Here is a 14,093-nt window from a genome sequence, read left to right as displayed (position 1 = left end):
ACCTTGCTCGCGGTGACACGCGTTGACAGCTGTCAACAATCGATGCGCATCGAATTCTCAGGCTGTTGGACTGAGATCCGAGGATTTTCCCTGCGCGTTGCCGGATCCTATTCCCTCGATCGACACCTTTGGCGGTGGCGCGTTTGGACGACCTGACCCCGAAGGCGTCGCCTCTGTGACGGAAATGATTATCGTGTTACGTTCCGTATCGACGGCAACATCCTTAGTTTGAAATGAGATACCAGATCCCCGATCCATATCATCCGGCGCTGCTTCCACTCCTGATTTCGGCGGAAGACGCCTTGGCGCGACTGGACGAACGTGCAAGCCGCCATGCGGTCGAAGACGGCTTTCGTGAGCGTGGTCACTTCTTCGACGCAGCGGCGGCTCTTTGGGTGGCCGGCGAACTCGTCCATGTCGAAGACCTGGTGCTACACGATGCCCATATGGATGCGCGTGCTCCCACGCACGAACTGACGATAGCGCATTCGATTCTTCGGGCGCGGCGGCGTATCTGGCTGGCCGAGCCGGTCTGGGCGCTTTCGCCGTCGGGCCTAGCTGCCCTTCGAGGCGAACAGGGGAACGTCGCCAACGCCGGCGATGTGGTCGCCGCTGCTCGATCTGAGTCACCATCGACTTCAGATGATAGTGCTCAGCTTGAGGAGGAAGAGGAGGCATATCCCATGGCCGCCGAGTTTGCGGCCATCGATGCGGCTATTGCCCGTTCGCAGCAGCTGCTCGAGGCGCACGACAAGGACACCCTTGAAATAGCCGAACGAGCGGCCCGTGTGACCACACAGGAGCCTGTCGGGCAGCTAGGCCTGCTCTTTGACGAGGAATGGGACGAAGATGCACGTATTAACGAATGGCGCCATGCCGTTACGACCGCGGATCAGCTACCGGCCACTCTCGGCGCCGCGCTTCTTTTCGACGCCTGGGAACGGATCGAGCCGCTGCGTCGTCAACACTGGTTGGGCTCGTTGCTCGTTAGCGCTTATCTGAGATCGCGCGGCAAGGTTACCTCGCATCTTCTCACCTTCAACACCGGACAGAAAGCGGTTCGCCATGAGCGGCGGCGCGCGCAGGATCCGGTGACACGGTGGAGCGCATTCCTCGAAGTAATGACTGCAACCGCAGATCTGGGCCTGAAAGAGCTCGACCGACTGTCGCTCGCTAAGACCCAGATGGAGATGCGTATCCGCGATCGCCGTTCCAACAGTAGCCTGCCCGCGTTGATCGAGCTCCTCCTGTCCCGTCCGATCGTTTCTGCTGCGCTCGTCGCTCAACATGCTGGAGTGACGCCTCGTGGTGCGTTGAACCTCATACGGGAACTCGGCGTCCGTGAAATGACCGGCCGCGGACGCTACCGCGGCTGGGGGGTGCTTTAGTTTCAGGGCGGCGCTCGCGTCGCCAAGGCGGAACGCTAAGGTGAGATTGCCTTGATGTCAGCCCATGGTGATCAGGATCAACACGACGAAGACCGCGGGCACGAGAGCCAGCGCTGGAATGATAATCGCCGGGTAGCCGAAGGCGAAGATCGCGAGCAGCCAAATCAGTGCGCAGTTGATCAGAAACAGCACTTTTGCCGTCTGCGAACCCTGCACCGCTTCCTTCAGCATCCAGCCAAATATCGGCACGTTGTAAACCAGTCTTGCAATCATTCTTCTTCCTTTCATGGGGGCAGTCCGGGTGGGCGTGGACTGTTGAGAGGGGTTCAGGTCCGGGGACGTCCACTTTCTCCTAGCCGCTGGCGCGTAAAACCGGCGGCGGCTTCGAGGCGTTCGGGATCGAGCAAGCGCATGGTTTTCGGATGGCTGAAATCAATCAGCCCTTCCCGCTTGAAGCGATTGAGACAGCGACTGACGGTCTCGACCGTGAGGCCGAGCCAGTCGGCAAGATCTGCCCGAGTGAGGTGCAGGTGAAAGCCCAGTCGGGCAGGATAGCCGTGGCGACCGCTGTGACTGAAGATGCGCGACAGTTCGACCAATGCACTTGCCACCTTCTCGCTTGCGGTCTTGCGACCAAGCAGGGTGGCATGCGCCTGCAGTCGGTGCAGTGTCATCTTCAACTCACTGTCGATCGCCGAACTGTTCGCGAGAAGTTCGGCATCTCCCAGGGCTTCGATGCGCGCAATGCTTAGAGTCTCGGCCGTGGCAATGTTGCGTCCATCGATGGTAAAGCCGAAGAGCCGACCCGGGCCGAGCACGTCGGTGATCTGTCTGCGCCCGTCGTCGAGCAGTTGAGAGAGCACGATGCAACCGTCGAGCACGCGAAAGAGCGAGCGGTTGCGGCCACCCTCGAAAAGCAGTGTGAAATGTTCATCGACCACACGGCTGCGGGGAGGCAAACGCGCCGGTCTCGCGAAGGACGCGAGGGGAGGAGCCGCAGCAGAAGCTGCGGCGGATTGGGTTTCTGGCATGGGAGATGTCCGCATTGCGGATGCAAGGAGGCACGGCGCCTCGCTGACATCCGACGTCGAAGGAGGAGAGCGTTGACAGCTGTCAACGCAGTTTCAAAGCCGGGTAACGGCTCCGGGTGGTCCACGCGGGCTGGAGTTTGGAAAATGCACCTGGATCGCTGGGGGCGCGGCCGTCACCGCAACGGCGGACGAGAGGCTTCCTTGCAGGCGCTCCCCGACACAGTCGCCTGGCGGCGCCAATAAGGCCCAAAAGAACCGGCAGGCGCTGCAGACATGTTCGGGGGCCGGCTTTTCCTTCCCGTTCTCATTACTGCCGGCTTGGCAAAAATCCGGTAATGAGCCATCAGGAAGGGCATAGCGCGCATATTCGGCCGCAGGCAGCGAAGCGGCGAGGGCCGGGCGAAGATGAGCGAAACCGAGCAGGAAAAGGGCCATGGCGCACAGGATGCGCAAGGCTCTGTCCCATCTTGATTTCGTGCGACACGTCATCGCTCAGGCTCGTCCTCGCGTCATCTTCGATGAGACAGAAATAGGCGAGGGGATTGACAAAGCTCAATGTGGCAAACCGCGCAGGGGCAGAATGCCGCATGGCAGCGAAGTGCCGCGCGATCGAGTGGGCGCACGGCACGTTAAGTCATTGATTAATATTGTTAATTCCGCAAAAATGGACGGCAGAGATCAGTCCTCCTCGACAAAAACCTCCTGGCGCTTGGCCTTTACGCTCGGAAGGAACACGACGACAAGCACGAGTGCAGCGATCAGGAGCAGGATGGCGCTGATCGGGCGGGTCACGAAGGTCGTGGGATCACCGCGCGACAGGATCATGGCGCGGCGAAGGTTCTCCTCCAGCAACGGTCCAAGCACGAAGCCGAGCAACAGCGGCGCCGGCTCGCAACGTAGCTTCAACAGCAGGTAGCCGACCAGGCCGAAGAAGGCGACAGCATAGAGGTCGTAGACGTTGGAGTTGACGCTGTAGACCCCGATCGAGCAGAACGCCATGATAATCGGGAACAGGACATAATAGGGAATCTTGAGCAGCTTCACCCAAAGCCCGATCAACGGCAGGTTCAGGACCACCAGCATCAGATTGCCGATCCACATCGAGGCGATGATGCCCCAGAAGAGTGCGGGCTGCTCGGTGGCGACGTTCGGGCCGGGTACGATACCCTGGATGATCATCGCGCCGATCATTAGCGCCATGACGGGGTTGGCGGGAATACCGAGGGTCAGGAGCGGGATGAACGAGGTCTGTGCGCCAGCATTGTTGGCACTTTCCGGACCGGCGACACCGGCAATCGCCCCATGCCCGAATTCTTCGGGTCGGTCCGAGACGCGCTTTTCCACCGTATAGGAGGCGAAGGCCGCAAGGATCGCACCGCCGCCGGGTAGAATCCCGAGCGCCGAGCCAATGATCGTGCCACGCACGACTGGTGCAAACATGCGCTTGAAATCATCTCGCGTCGGCATCAGGTCCGTGACCTTGGCCATCAGCACTTCCCGGGTACGTTCATTCTCCAGGTTGCGCAGGATCTCGGCGATGCCGAAGACGCCGACGGCAAGCGCCACGAAATTCAGGCCATCGGCATATTCGCGGATACCGAGGGTGAAGCGCGGCGTGCCGGAATAGATGTCGGTACCGACCAGCCCGAGCAGCAGGCCAAGTGCCACCATTGCCAAGGCCTTGACGATCGACCCGTGGGCAAGCGCGATCGAAGAGACGAGGCCGACGATCATCAGTGAGAAATACTCGGCGGCGCCGAATTGCAGCGCGATCTCGGTCAAAGGCGGTGCGAAGACCGCAACGAGGAAGGTCGAGACAGTGCCGGCGAAGAACGAACCGAGAGCGGCAATTGCAAGCGCTGCGCCGGCGCGCCCCTTGCGGGCCATCTGGTAGCCGTCGATAGCCGTGACCGCCGAGGAGGATTCGCCAGGCATGTTGATGAGGATCGCCGTGGTCGAGCCGCCATATTGGGCGCCGTAGTAGATGCCGGCGAGCATGATCAGCGACGAGACCGGTTCGAGCTGGAAGGTGATCGGCAGCAGCATGGCGATGGTCGCCGTGGCCCCGATACCGGGAAGTACGCCAATCAAGGTGCCGAGCAAAACGCCGATCAGGCAGAAGAGCAGATTGGCAGGAGAGGCGGCGGTTACGAAGCCGAGCGCAAGATTGCTGAAGAGTTCCATTGCGCGTCTCCTAGAACTGAACCCAGGGGCCGAAGCGCTGGAAGGGCAGGCCGAGGCCATAGCTGAACACCGCCACGGAGAAGGCCGTCAGTGCCAGCGAAAGCGCCAGTGCCATGAGTGGCTTCATCCGCCCTGAAGCGAAGCAGGCGATCAACGCCGTGAAGAACAGCGCCGGCACGAAGCCAAGGCCCCGGACCGTCAGGCCGAAGAAGATGGGGGCCGGCAGAATGAAGGCCATGCCGCGCAGCGCGATCGGGCCGATGGGTTCGCCTTGGACGCGGGTTGACTGCACGAGGATCACGATGCCGAGCAGCGTCAGAATGATCGCGAGCATGAGCGGGAAGTAGCCGGGACCCATGCGGAAGGCGGTGCCAAGCTCGAGGTTGAAGGCCTGCCAGGCGAAGAACAGCCCGACCGCCGTTAATATCCCGCCGCAGAGCGCATTGGTGGTATCGAAGGAGAGTGATTTCATCGTGTCCCCATTTGTACTAGCGGGGCAGCCGGCCGAGGCTTTCCTTACGGCCTCCCGCATTGGCATTGCCGGCCTAATGCCGGGTTCGCGTATTGGGCGGCGGAAGGTTGACAGCTGTCAACGGCGGTTGACGGCGTTTAACCCTTTCCGGGCACCGTCGCGGCGTCCCAATGTCAGAAGCGCCGCGCTTCCGGGCGAGCCGGAGCGCGGCGAGACGAGCGGTGGATCAGTCGGCGTATTGGCCGGCTGCTTCGATCACCGGCTTCCAGCGGGCGATTTCGCTCTCAAGCTTCGCCTTCAGCGCGGCCGGTGTCGCATCAGCGTCCGACGAGGGTTCTGTGCCGAGTTCGCCGAAACGAGCGACAACGTTCGGATCCTTGAGCGCGACCTGCAGCGACTTCGACAGGCGTTCGGTCACTTCGGCTGGCGTGCCCTTCGGGGCGTAGATGCCGTGCCAGATCCCCACCTGAAGGTTCGGCAGGCCGGCTTCCGTCGTCGTCGGCAGATCGGGGAAGACCTTGAGGCGCTGCGGCGAGGTGACCGCATAGGCTTTGATCGTGCCGCCTTGGATCTGCTTGGTGGTGTTGGTTGTCTGGTCGCACATGATGTCGACCTGGCCGCCGAGAAGATCGGTCATTGCCGGGCCCGTACCCTTGTAAGGCACGGTGGTGAGCTGTGTCTCGATGGCGCTCATGAACATCATGCCGCAAAGATGCGAGGCAGCGCCGATACCGGCATTGGCGACCGTCACCGTATCCTTGTTCGCCTTGACGTAGTCGACGAGACCCTTGAGGTCGGTCGGCTCGAGATCCTTGCGCGCGACGATGGTCATCGGCACTTCGGTGACGAGGCCGACGTACTCAAAGGAATTCAGCGTGTCGTAGGCGAGCTTGCGGTAGAGCGTGGCGCTGGTCGCCATGCCGATATGGTGCAGCAGCACCGTGTAACCATCCGGATCGGCCTGGGCGACGCGCCCGGCGCCAAGGGTGCCGCCCGCGCCGCCGACGTTCTCGACGATGATCTGCTGACCGAGATCCTTGGACATGGATTCGGCGACGAGACGCGCGACGGTATCCGTCGGGCCGCCGGCAGAGAAAGGCACGACCATGGTGATCGAACGTTCGGGGTAGGTCTGCGCGTTGGCGGAAACGGCGAAAAGCGAAAGGGCGGCAACAGCGCCGAGCAGGGCATTCAGGGTCTTCATCTCTTCCTCCCGGATGAAATATCGGCCAGCCGGCAAGGTTTCCTCCCGCGCCGGTTCTGGGTGCCCCATTTGCAAACGCAATCCTAGCACAGACAACGGTTTAGCCGGGCGAGGGAACGCATTTGTCGGGCGCTGGCTTTGATTTGGGTGGATTTGGAAACATGCGGCCGATCGCACGGGTGGATTTCCACCCATTCAAGGCTCATTTCAATTCAAGCGGGGATCCGCGCCGAGTTTTGTCAGCTTCACGCCGACCAGGCGGAGACGCCCCTTAGTCTCTACATCCAGACGATAACCTGCGGGCAGCGCGCTCTGGTGACCTCAATGCCGCATCCAGTCGAATTTGCTCGCTACCGCAGGTCTTAGCGGGACTTAAGTGGCGACTTATTCGACTGTCGATCCGCTGGGCGTCCTAGGCCCAGTGGTTACCATCATCTTGCGCGGAGCCGACACGCTGATTTCTGGGTTCGGAGAGTAATGAGCTCCATTCCCAGAGCCTGAGTGCGAACGGTCGGATCGGATCCCGAGCTCGCCGGAAGCAAGCGACGCAGGATCTTGGACGTGCGTCAGAGGCGCCGGCTCACTCATGATTCCAGTAGTAGACGAGGAGTCGTCTTTATCCTATCGGTTGAGTATGAAAACGAGCCTCGAACACCTTCCCGAGAAGAAGCAGCGCGAGCTTGCCCGCGTCGTGGAGATCATCCACGAGGAGTTTGCCGATGCGCTCGAGGGTGGCTCGGCCGACTTCAAGAAGCGCGGGCGGATTTTGAAGATCATCCTGTTCGGCTCCTACGCCCGCGGCACCTTTGTTGACGAACCGCATACGATGAAGGGCTATCGCTCCGATTACGATATCCTCGTCATCGTCAATTCGAAGAAGCTCGCAGAACCGGAATATTGGGACAAGGCGACCGACCGGTTGATGTGGGACAAGGGGGTCTCGACGCCGGTTGGACTGATCGTCCATGGCGCCCGGGAGGTGAACAACTTCCTTGCGGACGGACAGTATTTCTTCGTCGATATCCTGCGCGAGGGCATCGTGCTCTACGAGCTCGACGACCGATCACTGGCCGAGCCGAAACGGCTCTCGCCCGGCGATGCGCTCAGGGTGGCGAAGGAGCATTTCGACGACAAGTTTCCGTCAGCGCTTAGCTTTCTGGACACAGCCCAATATCTCGTTGGGAAGAATCAGTTGAGGCATTCGGCCTTTGAGTTGCATCAATCGATAGAAACGGCTTATTCCTGTCTGCTCCTCACCCTTACCAACTACAGCCCACCGTCGCACAACCTCAAATTTCTCCGCGGTCTCGCCGAGGATCGGGATCAGCGGCTCGTCGAAGCCTGGCCGCGCGACCAGCATCGTTTTACCGCCTGGTACAATATTCTCAACGAAGCTTATGTGAAGGCACGCTATTCAAAGCACTTCGAGGTCACCGAAGAAGCGCTCGCCTGGCTTCTCGAACGGACAGAGCATCTCCATCGACTTGTGGAAACGATCTGCGCGGAGCGGCTGACTGAACTGGATCGAGCAGCGGCCGCGACCTAACTCCTCGCCTCGCTTGCGCAAGTCAGCGCTTCATGAAACCTCGGCGCCTCGCAATGGTGCGACAGCCTCGCATATACCGGCGCGATCTTGTCTAGAATTGCCGGGCAATGGAGTTCTTCGCCATTTGAGGTGCGTCGCGGTGGGAAGCCAGCGCTATGCCCTCTCATCGGAAACGGCGTTGTTAGCCGATTATCCGGGCTGCTCGTTCGTTCTTTTGTTCTCGGTTTTGCTCTTGCGCGGATTGAGCCGATTGGACTGCTTATCCGAGCGGCGTCACGTGATAGCGAAAACGATCGCGAATATGACGGTTGAAGAACCGGCCTTTAGAGAAGGCGCGTTGGAAAGCCTCGTATGTCTCTGGCGGCACGTTTTCATAGTCGTATCGGTTCTGTGTCGTTACTAGCCAGACTGAAAGTGTTCGCGTCTGCGGATCGTAGTCGGCCCGCCTGATGAGATTGGAGGGCATTAGGAACCTCCGTGAAAAGCAAGTGGTTCTCGTTTGATATCTAGCATAAGTTTTCGATGTTGGGCTCCCACAGCTCTGCGACGGGATGTTCGCCAGAGCCCCCCAGTTCGGGAGCTGCCAGACTGATGGGTTTCTGAGCTTATGCCGTGACCACTGCATGGCCTCGGGAGGGAATGCCGCGATTGACGGCTTCGGTCAGCCCTACCGCGATGCGGGCTGGGACACCATGCAGGCAGTCGTCTGCAAGCAGTTTGGCGAGGAATGGCGCTTACAAAAGCGGAGTGCGGTTCTGATTATGCCAGGCGCCGTCGCAAGGCTCGACAACAATATTCTCATCAATCCTGCTCATCCCGAGTATTCGGCGATCGGCGTTAGCCTTCACCAACCGTCTGCTGCGATAAGAGTCTGTTCGGCGTTTGACTGTAGCGCCGCCGGGTTCGGCGGCTCTTAAACAAGCAAGCGCGCCGCTCGCTCCTGTTTTCGCTTCGCATAGTCATAGTAACGCGCAGCCTGGCTGACCGATTTGTGCAGCGACTGCTACATGGCCTCGGGCAGTGGAATGCCGCGGTTTGCGGCCTGTCCTCCGCGTTTCTATCGGGAACGCAGCGTGGAGATGCTGACCAGATGGGGTCTAGCAAGAGTTCGGAGTTTTCGGGTCACGCCAATGTCTTGCGGCTAGGCTCTTGGTGAAACCTTGTCTGCGATCGATCTCGGTTGCCTCACAATGGAGTACGGCAACATCCAGATTACGCGCTCGCGAAGGCTGAGGCTGCTTACGGTCGGGATATCGAACGAAAGACAGTCGATATCCGGGGGCCTGTTGAAAGGCGCCTCGCCCACAGCGGACCATCAGCGCGAAACCGGGGTCAGGGTCAGCATCTCGCTGTTGGTCTTGCACGAACCCGGTACGCGGTTGATGCAGCCCTTCGTGGTTTGCTTGATCGTCAGCGTAGAGCCGTCGCCCGACGGACCGATGGTATAGGTGCCGCTGCCGGCGCCTGAAAAACCGCCGCCCGCAAGCACATATTTCACAGTCCCGCCGGAGCGCGACGTTGGCGTGTAGACGAAATCCGCAGTGCCACCGGGGAACTTGCCGACGACCTCGAACGGCTCGCTCAACTTCGCCACGGTTCCGCTCACCTTGATCCGGGCGCCGCCGCCCGTGACCGTCCACGGACCGGGGCAAAGCTTGTCAAGCACGTGTTCGGCAATCCGGGCAGCCTCGTCGAGAAACGCATCGTCGTCCGAGAAGCCGGAGAAGCTGTCAACAAGGTCGCCGCCGGGGTTGGTTCTTGTTTCTATGGTCCAGTTGGCTTTCCCGGCGCCGAATGTGATGCGGCCGCCAATCAGATAGTCCGGGGCCTCGGTGCCCAGCTTCTTTATCGCCGTGGTCGGGTCAGCATATTTCGACTGCTGAAACTTCTGTTCCTTGATCACCTCGTCGATCCGCCGCCATTCGACGACCTTGCCCGCGCACCATTCAGCTTCCCCGCCGTCGCCCAGCATGGTGACGGTGTGGTGCAGGATAGCTTCTGCCAGACCATTGCCGGCAAACTCTCGGCCGGGATAGTTGTCATCGGTGATTGTGCCGACCGCCAGCACCACATCGGCTTGCTGCGCCGGCGTGATCGCCGATGACAGCAAGACAAGCAAAAGCGCATAAAGCACCGGCACGAAATGCGACGCTAATGACCGAACCTGCACTTGATGCGCCCCCGCTCACGGATCGTGCCGTTACACTACCTCAACCTGACGACGTTACTAGAGCGGAGGTTATGCCTTTTGCATCGAGAAACGATAAGGTTTCCGATAGGCTAGGCTTTGCCCGCGGAATTGGGAGGAGGACGGATCGTGGAAAAGAGCGTCAGTGACCGCGAGCTTATCGCGATTATGAAACAGTATTTTACGGCGAAAGCTGAGCTGGAGAGCTTGAAAGGGCAATTGGAAGCGGCACGACAGGCGCGCAGCGAGGCGATCGACGTGTTCTACGATCTCCGCGAAAACGCCGAGCACGCCGCTGACTTGGAGCGCTCGCATCGTTTGAAGGCAGAGATGGTGTCGTTGATGCAACGTGCTGAAGCCTGGTGGAAGACAGCGTCCGCCGCCGACCAACGCGTCAGATCGGACGCGAAAGTAGAACCGGAAGAATGGCAGTCGTTCGAGAAGCGAGCCGATTCGTTCTTCGGCGCGTAGTCGCTGAGACGTACAGACAAGCTGATCGTCCAGCCTTTCGCTCCGTGTTGTTGTGGCTGTTGGAGTTCGCCGTGCTTGGGATGAGAGGCGGGCTCGCGCCGGCCGTGTTTGCTGCACACGGCGTAAGGTCAGACTTTCTGACCGAGGCCGAGGTGTTTCCCCCTGAAGTGACGCAGCTGTAGCTGCACAATCGGTAGCTCCGACGCCCAACGCCCCGCTTGATGAGCGACACCGCAAAGCACGCCAGCGGCGACAAATATGTTCCATGTTCGCCGCACGCTGGCGTCCTTCATCAAATCAGCCACCAGCATGCGATCCACTTCCGCTGATCGCAGCGTGTCGTCATAGGTTCGCGAAGCCCGGCGTAGCCGCGAACGAGGGGGAACATATTCCGAACCCGACTTGTTTCCTGGGAAACAGTTCCCGCTAAAGACGAATGCTAATTGAGTGTCAGTTCTAAACGTTCAAATGAATTGGATCTAGAAGTGGTTCTGTTTTCGGCTCTGATGTTTTTTGTCATGCTGTTTGCAACAGTTAAACAACTGCGGAGCGAAGCCCGAGCACGTCAGCCGATCGTTTGATCCGGCACACTAAGCCCCGACTACGCGTCAAAATTCTAACTGGACACTCGAAAGACCACCATGAAGCTCATTTGTGAAGCCGTAAGCCTAGCCGTATTTTCCGCTGCGGTGGTGATGTTCGCGACTGTGTTCGCCGCATGATCCGGACTGACCTGTCCTTTGTTGAATTCGTCCGCGTTCAACCCTGCTAGACGATGAGCCTTGCCGCTCGTCCCTGTTTGCGCTCCGCGTTGTTGTAGTAGCTCGCCGCCTGCCCGATCGATTTGTGCAGCGAGACTGCTGCATGGCCTCAAGGAGGGGGATGCCGCGGTTGGCAGCTTCGGTCAGGTAGCCCGACCGCAAGCCATGTGCCGAAAAACAATGCCGGATCGAGACCGGCTTGCTTGCGCGGCCTTTCAGGATCAGGTTGACCGATTGCGGCGTCAGCGGGCGCCGATCGATGTTTCCCCATTGACCAATGCGCCGAAACACCGCGCCGTCCTGGATATTGGCTTCACCGAGCCAGCGTTTCAGCAGCGATACCGGCCGGCCGATCAGGAGCGCATGTTCGTCGTCGTCGCTGGCGGTCGTCTTCGTTCGGCCCAGGCGGATGGAGAGGCAGGGGAGGAGAGGGGAGTCTTGATCGGCAGGATCGGGACGGACGGGCTCTTCGTCGGTGAGGTCCTCGATGTGCAGTGCTGCCAATTCGGACCGTCGATGCCGCCGGAGGCGAATGCGACCAGAAGCAGACCCCGATCGCGCACGTCCACCAGGCGCTCTTCCACCTCCGCCGGCATGCCGTGGGGTCGGATCCTCGGCGCGCTTCACCGGATCCCAGAGTTGGTAGCCGACGAATTTGAGCAGCAGGCTCGGGCGCGAACCAAGGGAGGGGAGTGCCAGTGGCGAGCTGGCGAATCCTAGGTCATCCTTTGTTGCCAACCTTTGGGTAGAGAGTATGGAAAACTGCGGTACGTTGAGATCTGTTCGCGGTACCAAGGCGTTGATATTAGCCTGTCTGGCCGCTTAAACCTTCATAGGCGCCGAAGCCACATCGGTCTTTCGGAAATCGGAGCAACATTTATGAGCCGCCAACTTTCTCTCCCACGCGACCGAATTTCCGTGCTTCTACTGGAAGGCATTAGCCAGACCGCGGTGGACTACTTTTCGTCGTCCGGCTACACCAACCTCATTCATTTGCCGAAGGCGCTCGACGACAACGATCTTAGGCGCCACATCGCCGACGCTCATATCATCGGCATTCGTTCCCGCACGCAGCTGACGGACGAGATCTTCGAATCCGCCAAGAAACTGATCGCCGTTGGCTGTTTTTCCGTGGGTACGAACCAAGTCGATCTGGATGCGGCGCGGCGGCGCGGCATTCCGGTGTTCAATGCACCTTACTCAAATACGCGATCGGTGGCCGAGCTTGTGATCGGCGAGATTATCATGCTGACAAGGCAGATCTTTCCGCGCTCGGCTTCGGCGCATCAAGGTGGGTGGGAGAAGTCCGCTGTCGGCAGCCGGGAGGTCCGCGGCAAAACGCTCGGCATTGTCGGCTACGGCAATATCGGATCGCAGCTCAGCTCGCTTGCCGAAAGCATGGGCATGGTCGTGCGCTACTTCGATCTTTCCGATCGGCTGCGCCGGGGCAATTCGGAGTCGATGGCTTCGCTCGGCGACCTTCTCGAAATTTCTGACTATGTGACAATGCACGTTCCCGAAACACCATCGACTCATAACATGATCACCGAGACCGAATTGCGCCGCATGAAGAAGGGCGCCATGTTCATCAATAATTCTCGCGGCACGGTGGTCGACCTCGATGCGCTTGCGAAAGTCCTGAAAGACGGGCATCTAGCGGGTGCGGCCGTCGACGTCTTCCCCAAGGAGCCGGCATCGAACAACGAGCGTTTTGAGACGCCGTTGCAAGGCTTGAACAACGTCATTCTGACCCCGCATATCGGCGGCTCCACTGAGGAAGCCCAAGAGCGCATCGGCGGGGAGGTTTCAAGGAAGCTGGTCGAGTATTCCGACATCGGCTCAACGATGGGCGCCGTCAACTTTCCGCAGGTACAGCTGCCCGAACGCCCGAACGGCACGCGTTTCATTCACGTGCATGAAAACCGCCCCGGCATGCTCATCCAACTCAACGAGATCTTCTCGTCGCGCGGGCTAAACATCATGGCTGAGTTCCTTCAGACGCATAGCGACACGGGCTATGTTGTGATCGAGGCCGAAGGAATTTCCGCAAATGCCGAAGAGATTCTTCAGTCCCTACGCGAAATTCCTGGAACGATACGAACGCGATTACTCTACTGACAGCTGCTCGTTGGCCGCATTCCACGCACGCCGTTCATTGGTGAGCTCACCGCGCTCTTCGACGCTTCGCCCTGGACGACGATTTTGGATCGGCTTTTCGCAAGACCCGCGGAACGGTCGACCCTGATCTGAAACTCGGCTTCTGACTTGTCGGATTTTGATTTCGACGCCGCGGTTCGCTGGGGAAGGCTCGATCCCGGGCGGCCCCTTTCAAGGCGCAGCGACAAAGAGCTGCCCTTCCTCGACGAGCCCGCTGAAGCCGGGCTGGAACTGCTACTTGATACTTGCGTCTACATCGATGGACTGCAAGGGCGAGCCCCAGAGCTTGTGGCGGACTTGCTTGATATTCGCCCCAGCAATCACTCTACAATCGCCATCCAGGAGTTGATGCAAACCGTCGGCGTGCTCGACCGGGCACACAAAGGAACGAAGACAGCTATTCAACAAATCAGAGCCACGGTTAAGGCGATGCCGGCCCATCGCGTGTTCACGCCTGATGCGGACGTTCTGGGCCGGGCCGCTTTGCTGTCCGGCAAGTTGTGTCGGCTGCAGGGCTACCACCGCGACGCTCGGCTACGAGCTCTTCACGACTGCGTCTTGTTTCTCCAGGCCCAAAAACTGGGCCTTACCGTTCTTACCGCCAACGTCAGCGACTTCGATTACCTACTGCAACTGATGCCGACTGGCCGGGTTCTGTTTTACCGCTCGACCAATTGAATAGTGCGCTGTT

The 14,093-nt window shown here is 59.8% G+C and carries 12 protein-coding genes and 3 pseudogenes; 6 read left to right on the top strand and 9 right to left on the bottom strand.

The annotated features are described in order from the left end of the window. Positions 1–233 precede the first annotated feature (233 nt). On the top strand, positions 234–1,388 hold the full coding sequence (locus ACQ5BM_RS30845) for an RHE_PE00001 family protein (protein ID WP_429819455.1): 1,155 nt from the start codon (positions 234–236) through the stop codon (positions 1,386–1,388). Between the two features lie 57 nt (positions 1,389–1,445). Here ACQ5BM_RS30845 and ACQ5BM_RS30840 read toward each other — a convergent pair whose 3' ends face one another. The 5 genes from ACQ5BM_RS30840 to ACQ5BM_RS30820 all read right to left on the bottom strand — a co-directional run bounded on the left by ACQ5BM_RS30840 (position 1,446) and on the right by ACQ5BM_RS30820 (position 6,279). After that, on the bottom strand, positions 1,446–1,661 hold the full coding sequence (locus tag ACQ5BM_RS30840; protein WP_429819453.1) for a hypothetical protein: 216 nt from the start codon (positions 1,659–1,661) through the stop codon (positions 1,446–1,448). Positions 1,662–1,714: 53 nt separating this feature from the next. Beyond that, the gene (locus tag ACQ5BM_RS30835; RefSeq protein WP_429819451.1) at positions 1,715–2,419 is read right to left on the bottom strand and encodes a helix-turn-helix domain-containing protein; all 705 of its coding nucleotides are present in this window, start codon (positions 2,417–2,419) and stop codon (positions 1,715–1,717) included. A 678-nt stretch (positions 2,420–3,097) separates the two neighbouring features. Next, complete coding sequence (locus ACQ5BM_RS30830) at positions 3,098–4,603, bottom strand: tripartite tricarboxylate transporter permease (RefSeq protein ID WP_429819449.1); 1,506 nt, start codon at positions 4,601–4,603, stop codon at positions 3,098–3,100. Between the two features lie 10 nt (positions 4,604–4,613). Next, complete coding sequence (locus ACQ5BM_RS30825) at positions 4,614–5,075, bottom strand: tripartite tricarboxylate transporter TctB family protein (RefSeq protein ID WP_429819447.1); 462 nt, start codon at positions 5,073–5,075, stop codon at positions 4,614–4,616. Positions 5,076–5,301: 226 nt separating this feature from the next. Next, the gene (locus ACQ5BM_RS30820) at positions 5,302–6,279 is read right to left on the bottom strand and encodes a tripartite tricarboxylate transporter substrate-binding protein (protein WP_247959271.1); all 978 of its coding nucleotides are present in this window, start codon (positions 6,277–6,279) and stop codon (positions 5,302–5,304) included. Between the two features lie 634 nt (positions 6,280–6,913). Between ACQ5BM_RS30820 and ACQ5BM_RS30815 the strand changes: the two genes are divergently transcribed. Continuing rightward, the gene (locus tag ACQ5BM_RS30815; protein WP_429819445.1) at positions 6,914–7,825 is read left to right on the top strand and encodes a nucleotidyltransferase and HEPN domain-containing protein; all 912 of its coding nucleotides are present in this window, start codon (positions 6,914–6,916) and stop codon (positions 7,823–7,825) included. A gap of 259 nt (positions 7,826–8,084) precedes the next feature. Here the strand turns inward: ACQ5BM_RS30815 and ACQ5BM_RS30810 are convergent, their stop codons facing one another. Continuing rightward, positions 8,085–8,291 (bottom strand): KTSC domain-containing protein, encoded by a 207-nt coding sequence (locus ACQ5BM_RS30810; protein ID WP_429819443.1) that lies wholly within the window; start codon positions 8,289–8,291, stop codon positions 8,085–8,087. 214 nt (positions 8,292–8,505) lie between these two features. Between ACQ5BM_RS30810 and ACQ5BM_RS30805 the strand changes: the two are divergent. After that, positions 8,506–8,711: pseudogene (locus tag ACQ5BM_RS30805) on the top strand (hypothetical protein); the annotation flags it as partial. 27 nt (positions 8,712–8,738) lie between these two features. Here the strand turns inward: ACQ5BM_RS30805 and ACQ5BM_RS30800 are convergent. Together ACQ5BM_RS30800 and ACQ5BM_RS30795 are read right to left on the bottom strand one after the other, a co-directional pair. Continuing rightward, positions 8,739–8,870 (bottom strand): annotated as a pseudogene (locus tag ACQ5BM_RS30800) (integrase); the annotation flags it as partial. Between the two features lie 270 nt (positions 8,871–9,140). Next, positions 9,141–9,896 carry a hypothetical protein gene (locus ACQ5BM_RS30795; protein WP_429819441.1) on the bottom strand — a complete coding sequence of 252 codons (756 nt, stop codon included), beginning with the start codon at positions 9,894–9,896 and terminating at the stop codon, positions 9,141–9,143. A 246-nt stretch (positions 9,897–10,142) separates the two neighbouring features. On the opposite strand from ACQ5BM_RS30795, the gene ACQ5BM_RS30790 reads away from it, so the two are divergent. Beyond that, positions 10,143–10,484, top strand: coding sequence for a hypothetical protein (locus tag ACQ5BM_RS30790; RefSeq protein WP_429819439.1), 342 nt, complete (start codon positions 10,143–10,145; stop codon positions 10,482–10,484). Between the two features lie 768 nt (positions 10,485–11,252). Here the strand turns inward: ACQ5BM_RS30790 and ACQ5BM_RS30785 are convergent. After that, positions 11,253–11,954, bottom strand: a pseudogene (locus tag ACQ5BM_RS30785) (site-specific integrase); the annotation flags it as partial. A gap of 170 nt (positions 11,955–12,124) precedes the next feature. On the opposite strand from ACQ5BM_RS30785, the gene serA reads away from it, so the two are divergent. Then, the gene (serA, locus tag ACQ5BM_RS30780; RefSeq protein WP_429819437.1) at positions 12,125–13,363 is read left to right on the top strand and encodes a phosphoglycerate dehydrogenase; all 1,239 of its coding nucleotides are present in this window, start codon (positions 12,125–12,127) and stop codon (positions 13,361–13,363) included. Positions 13,364–13,510: 147 nt separating this feature from the next. Beyond that, complete coding sequence (locus tag ACQ5BM_RS30775; RefSeq protein ID WP_429819435.1) at positions 13,511–14,080, top strand: type II toxin-antitoxin system VapC family toxin; 570 nt, start codon at positions 13,511–13,513, stop codon at positions 14,078–14,080. The last annotated feature ends 13 nt before the right edge of the window (positions 14,081–14,093 follow it).

Source organism: Ensifer sp. B1-9, from assembly GCF_050474445.1.
Lineage (GTDB): Bacteria > Pseudomonadota > Alphaproteobacteria > Rhizobiales > Rhizobiaceae > Ensifer.
This window is presented reverse-complemented; position numbering and strand designations above follow the sequence as displayed.

Bases quoted from the DNA above. Each gene is read 5' to 3' on its own strand.
- ACQ5BM_RS30815 (WP_429819445.1), top strand. From the start codon at position 6,914: ATGAAAACGAGCCTCGAACACCTTCCCGAGAAGAAGCAGCGCGAGCTT.
- ACQ5BM_RS30840 (WP_429819453.1), bottom strand. From the start codon at position 1,661: ATGATTGCAAGACTGGTTTACAACGTGCCGATATTTGGCTGGATGCTG.
- ACQ5BM_RS30810 (WP_429819443.1), bottom strand. From the start codon at position 8,291: ATGCCCTCCAATCTCATCAGGCGGGCCGACTACGATCCGCAGACGCGA.
- ACQ5BM_RS30825 (WP_429819447.1), bottom strand. From the start codon at position 5,075: ATGAAATCACTCTCCTTCGATACCACCAATGCGCTCTGCGGCGGGATA.
- ACQ5BM_RS30820 (WP_247959271.1), bottom strand. From the start codon at position 6,279: ATGAAGACCCTGAATGCCCTGCTCGGCGCTGTTGCCGCCCTTTCGCTT.
- serA (WP_429819437.1), top strand. From the start codon at position 12,125: ATGAGCCGCCAACTTTCTCTCCCACGCGACCGAATTTCCGTGCTTCTA.
- ACQ5BM_RS30830 (WP_429819449.1), bottom strand. From the start codon at position 4,603: ATGGAACTCTTCAGCAATCTTGCGCTCGGCTTCGTAACCGCCGCCTCT.
- ACQ5BM_RS30835 (WP_429819451.1), bottom strand. From the start codon at position 2,419: ATGCCAGAAACCCAATCCGCCGCAGCTTCTGCTGCGGCTCCTCCCCTC.
- ACQ5BM_RS30845 (WP_429819455.1), top strand. From the start codon at position 234: ATGAGATACCAGATCCCCGATCCATATCATCCGGCGCTGCTTCCACTC.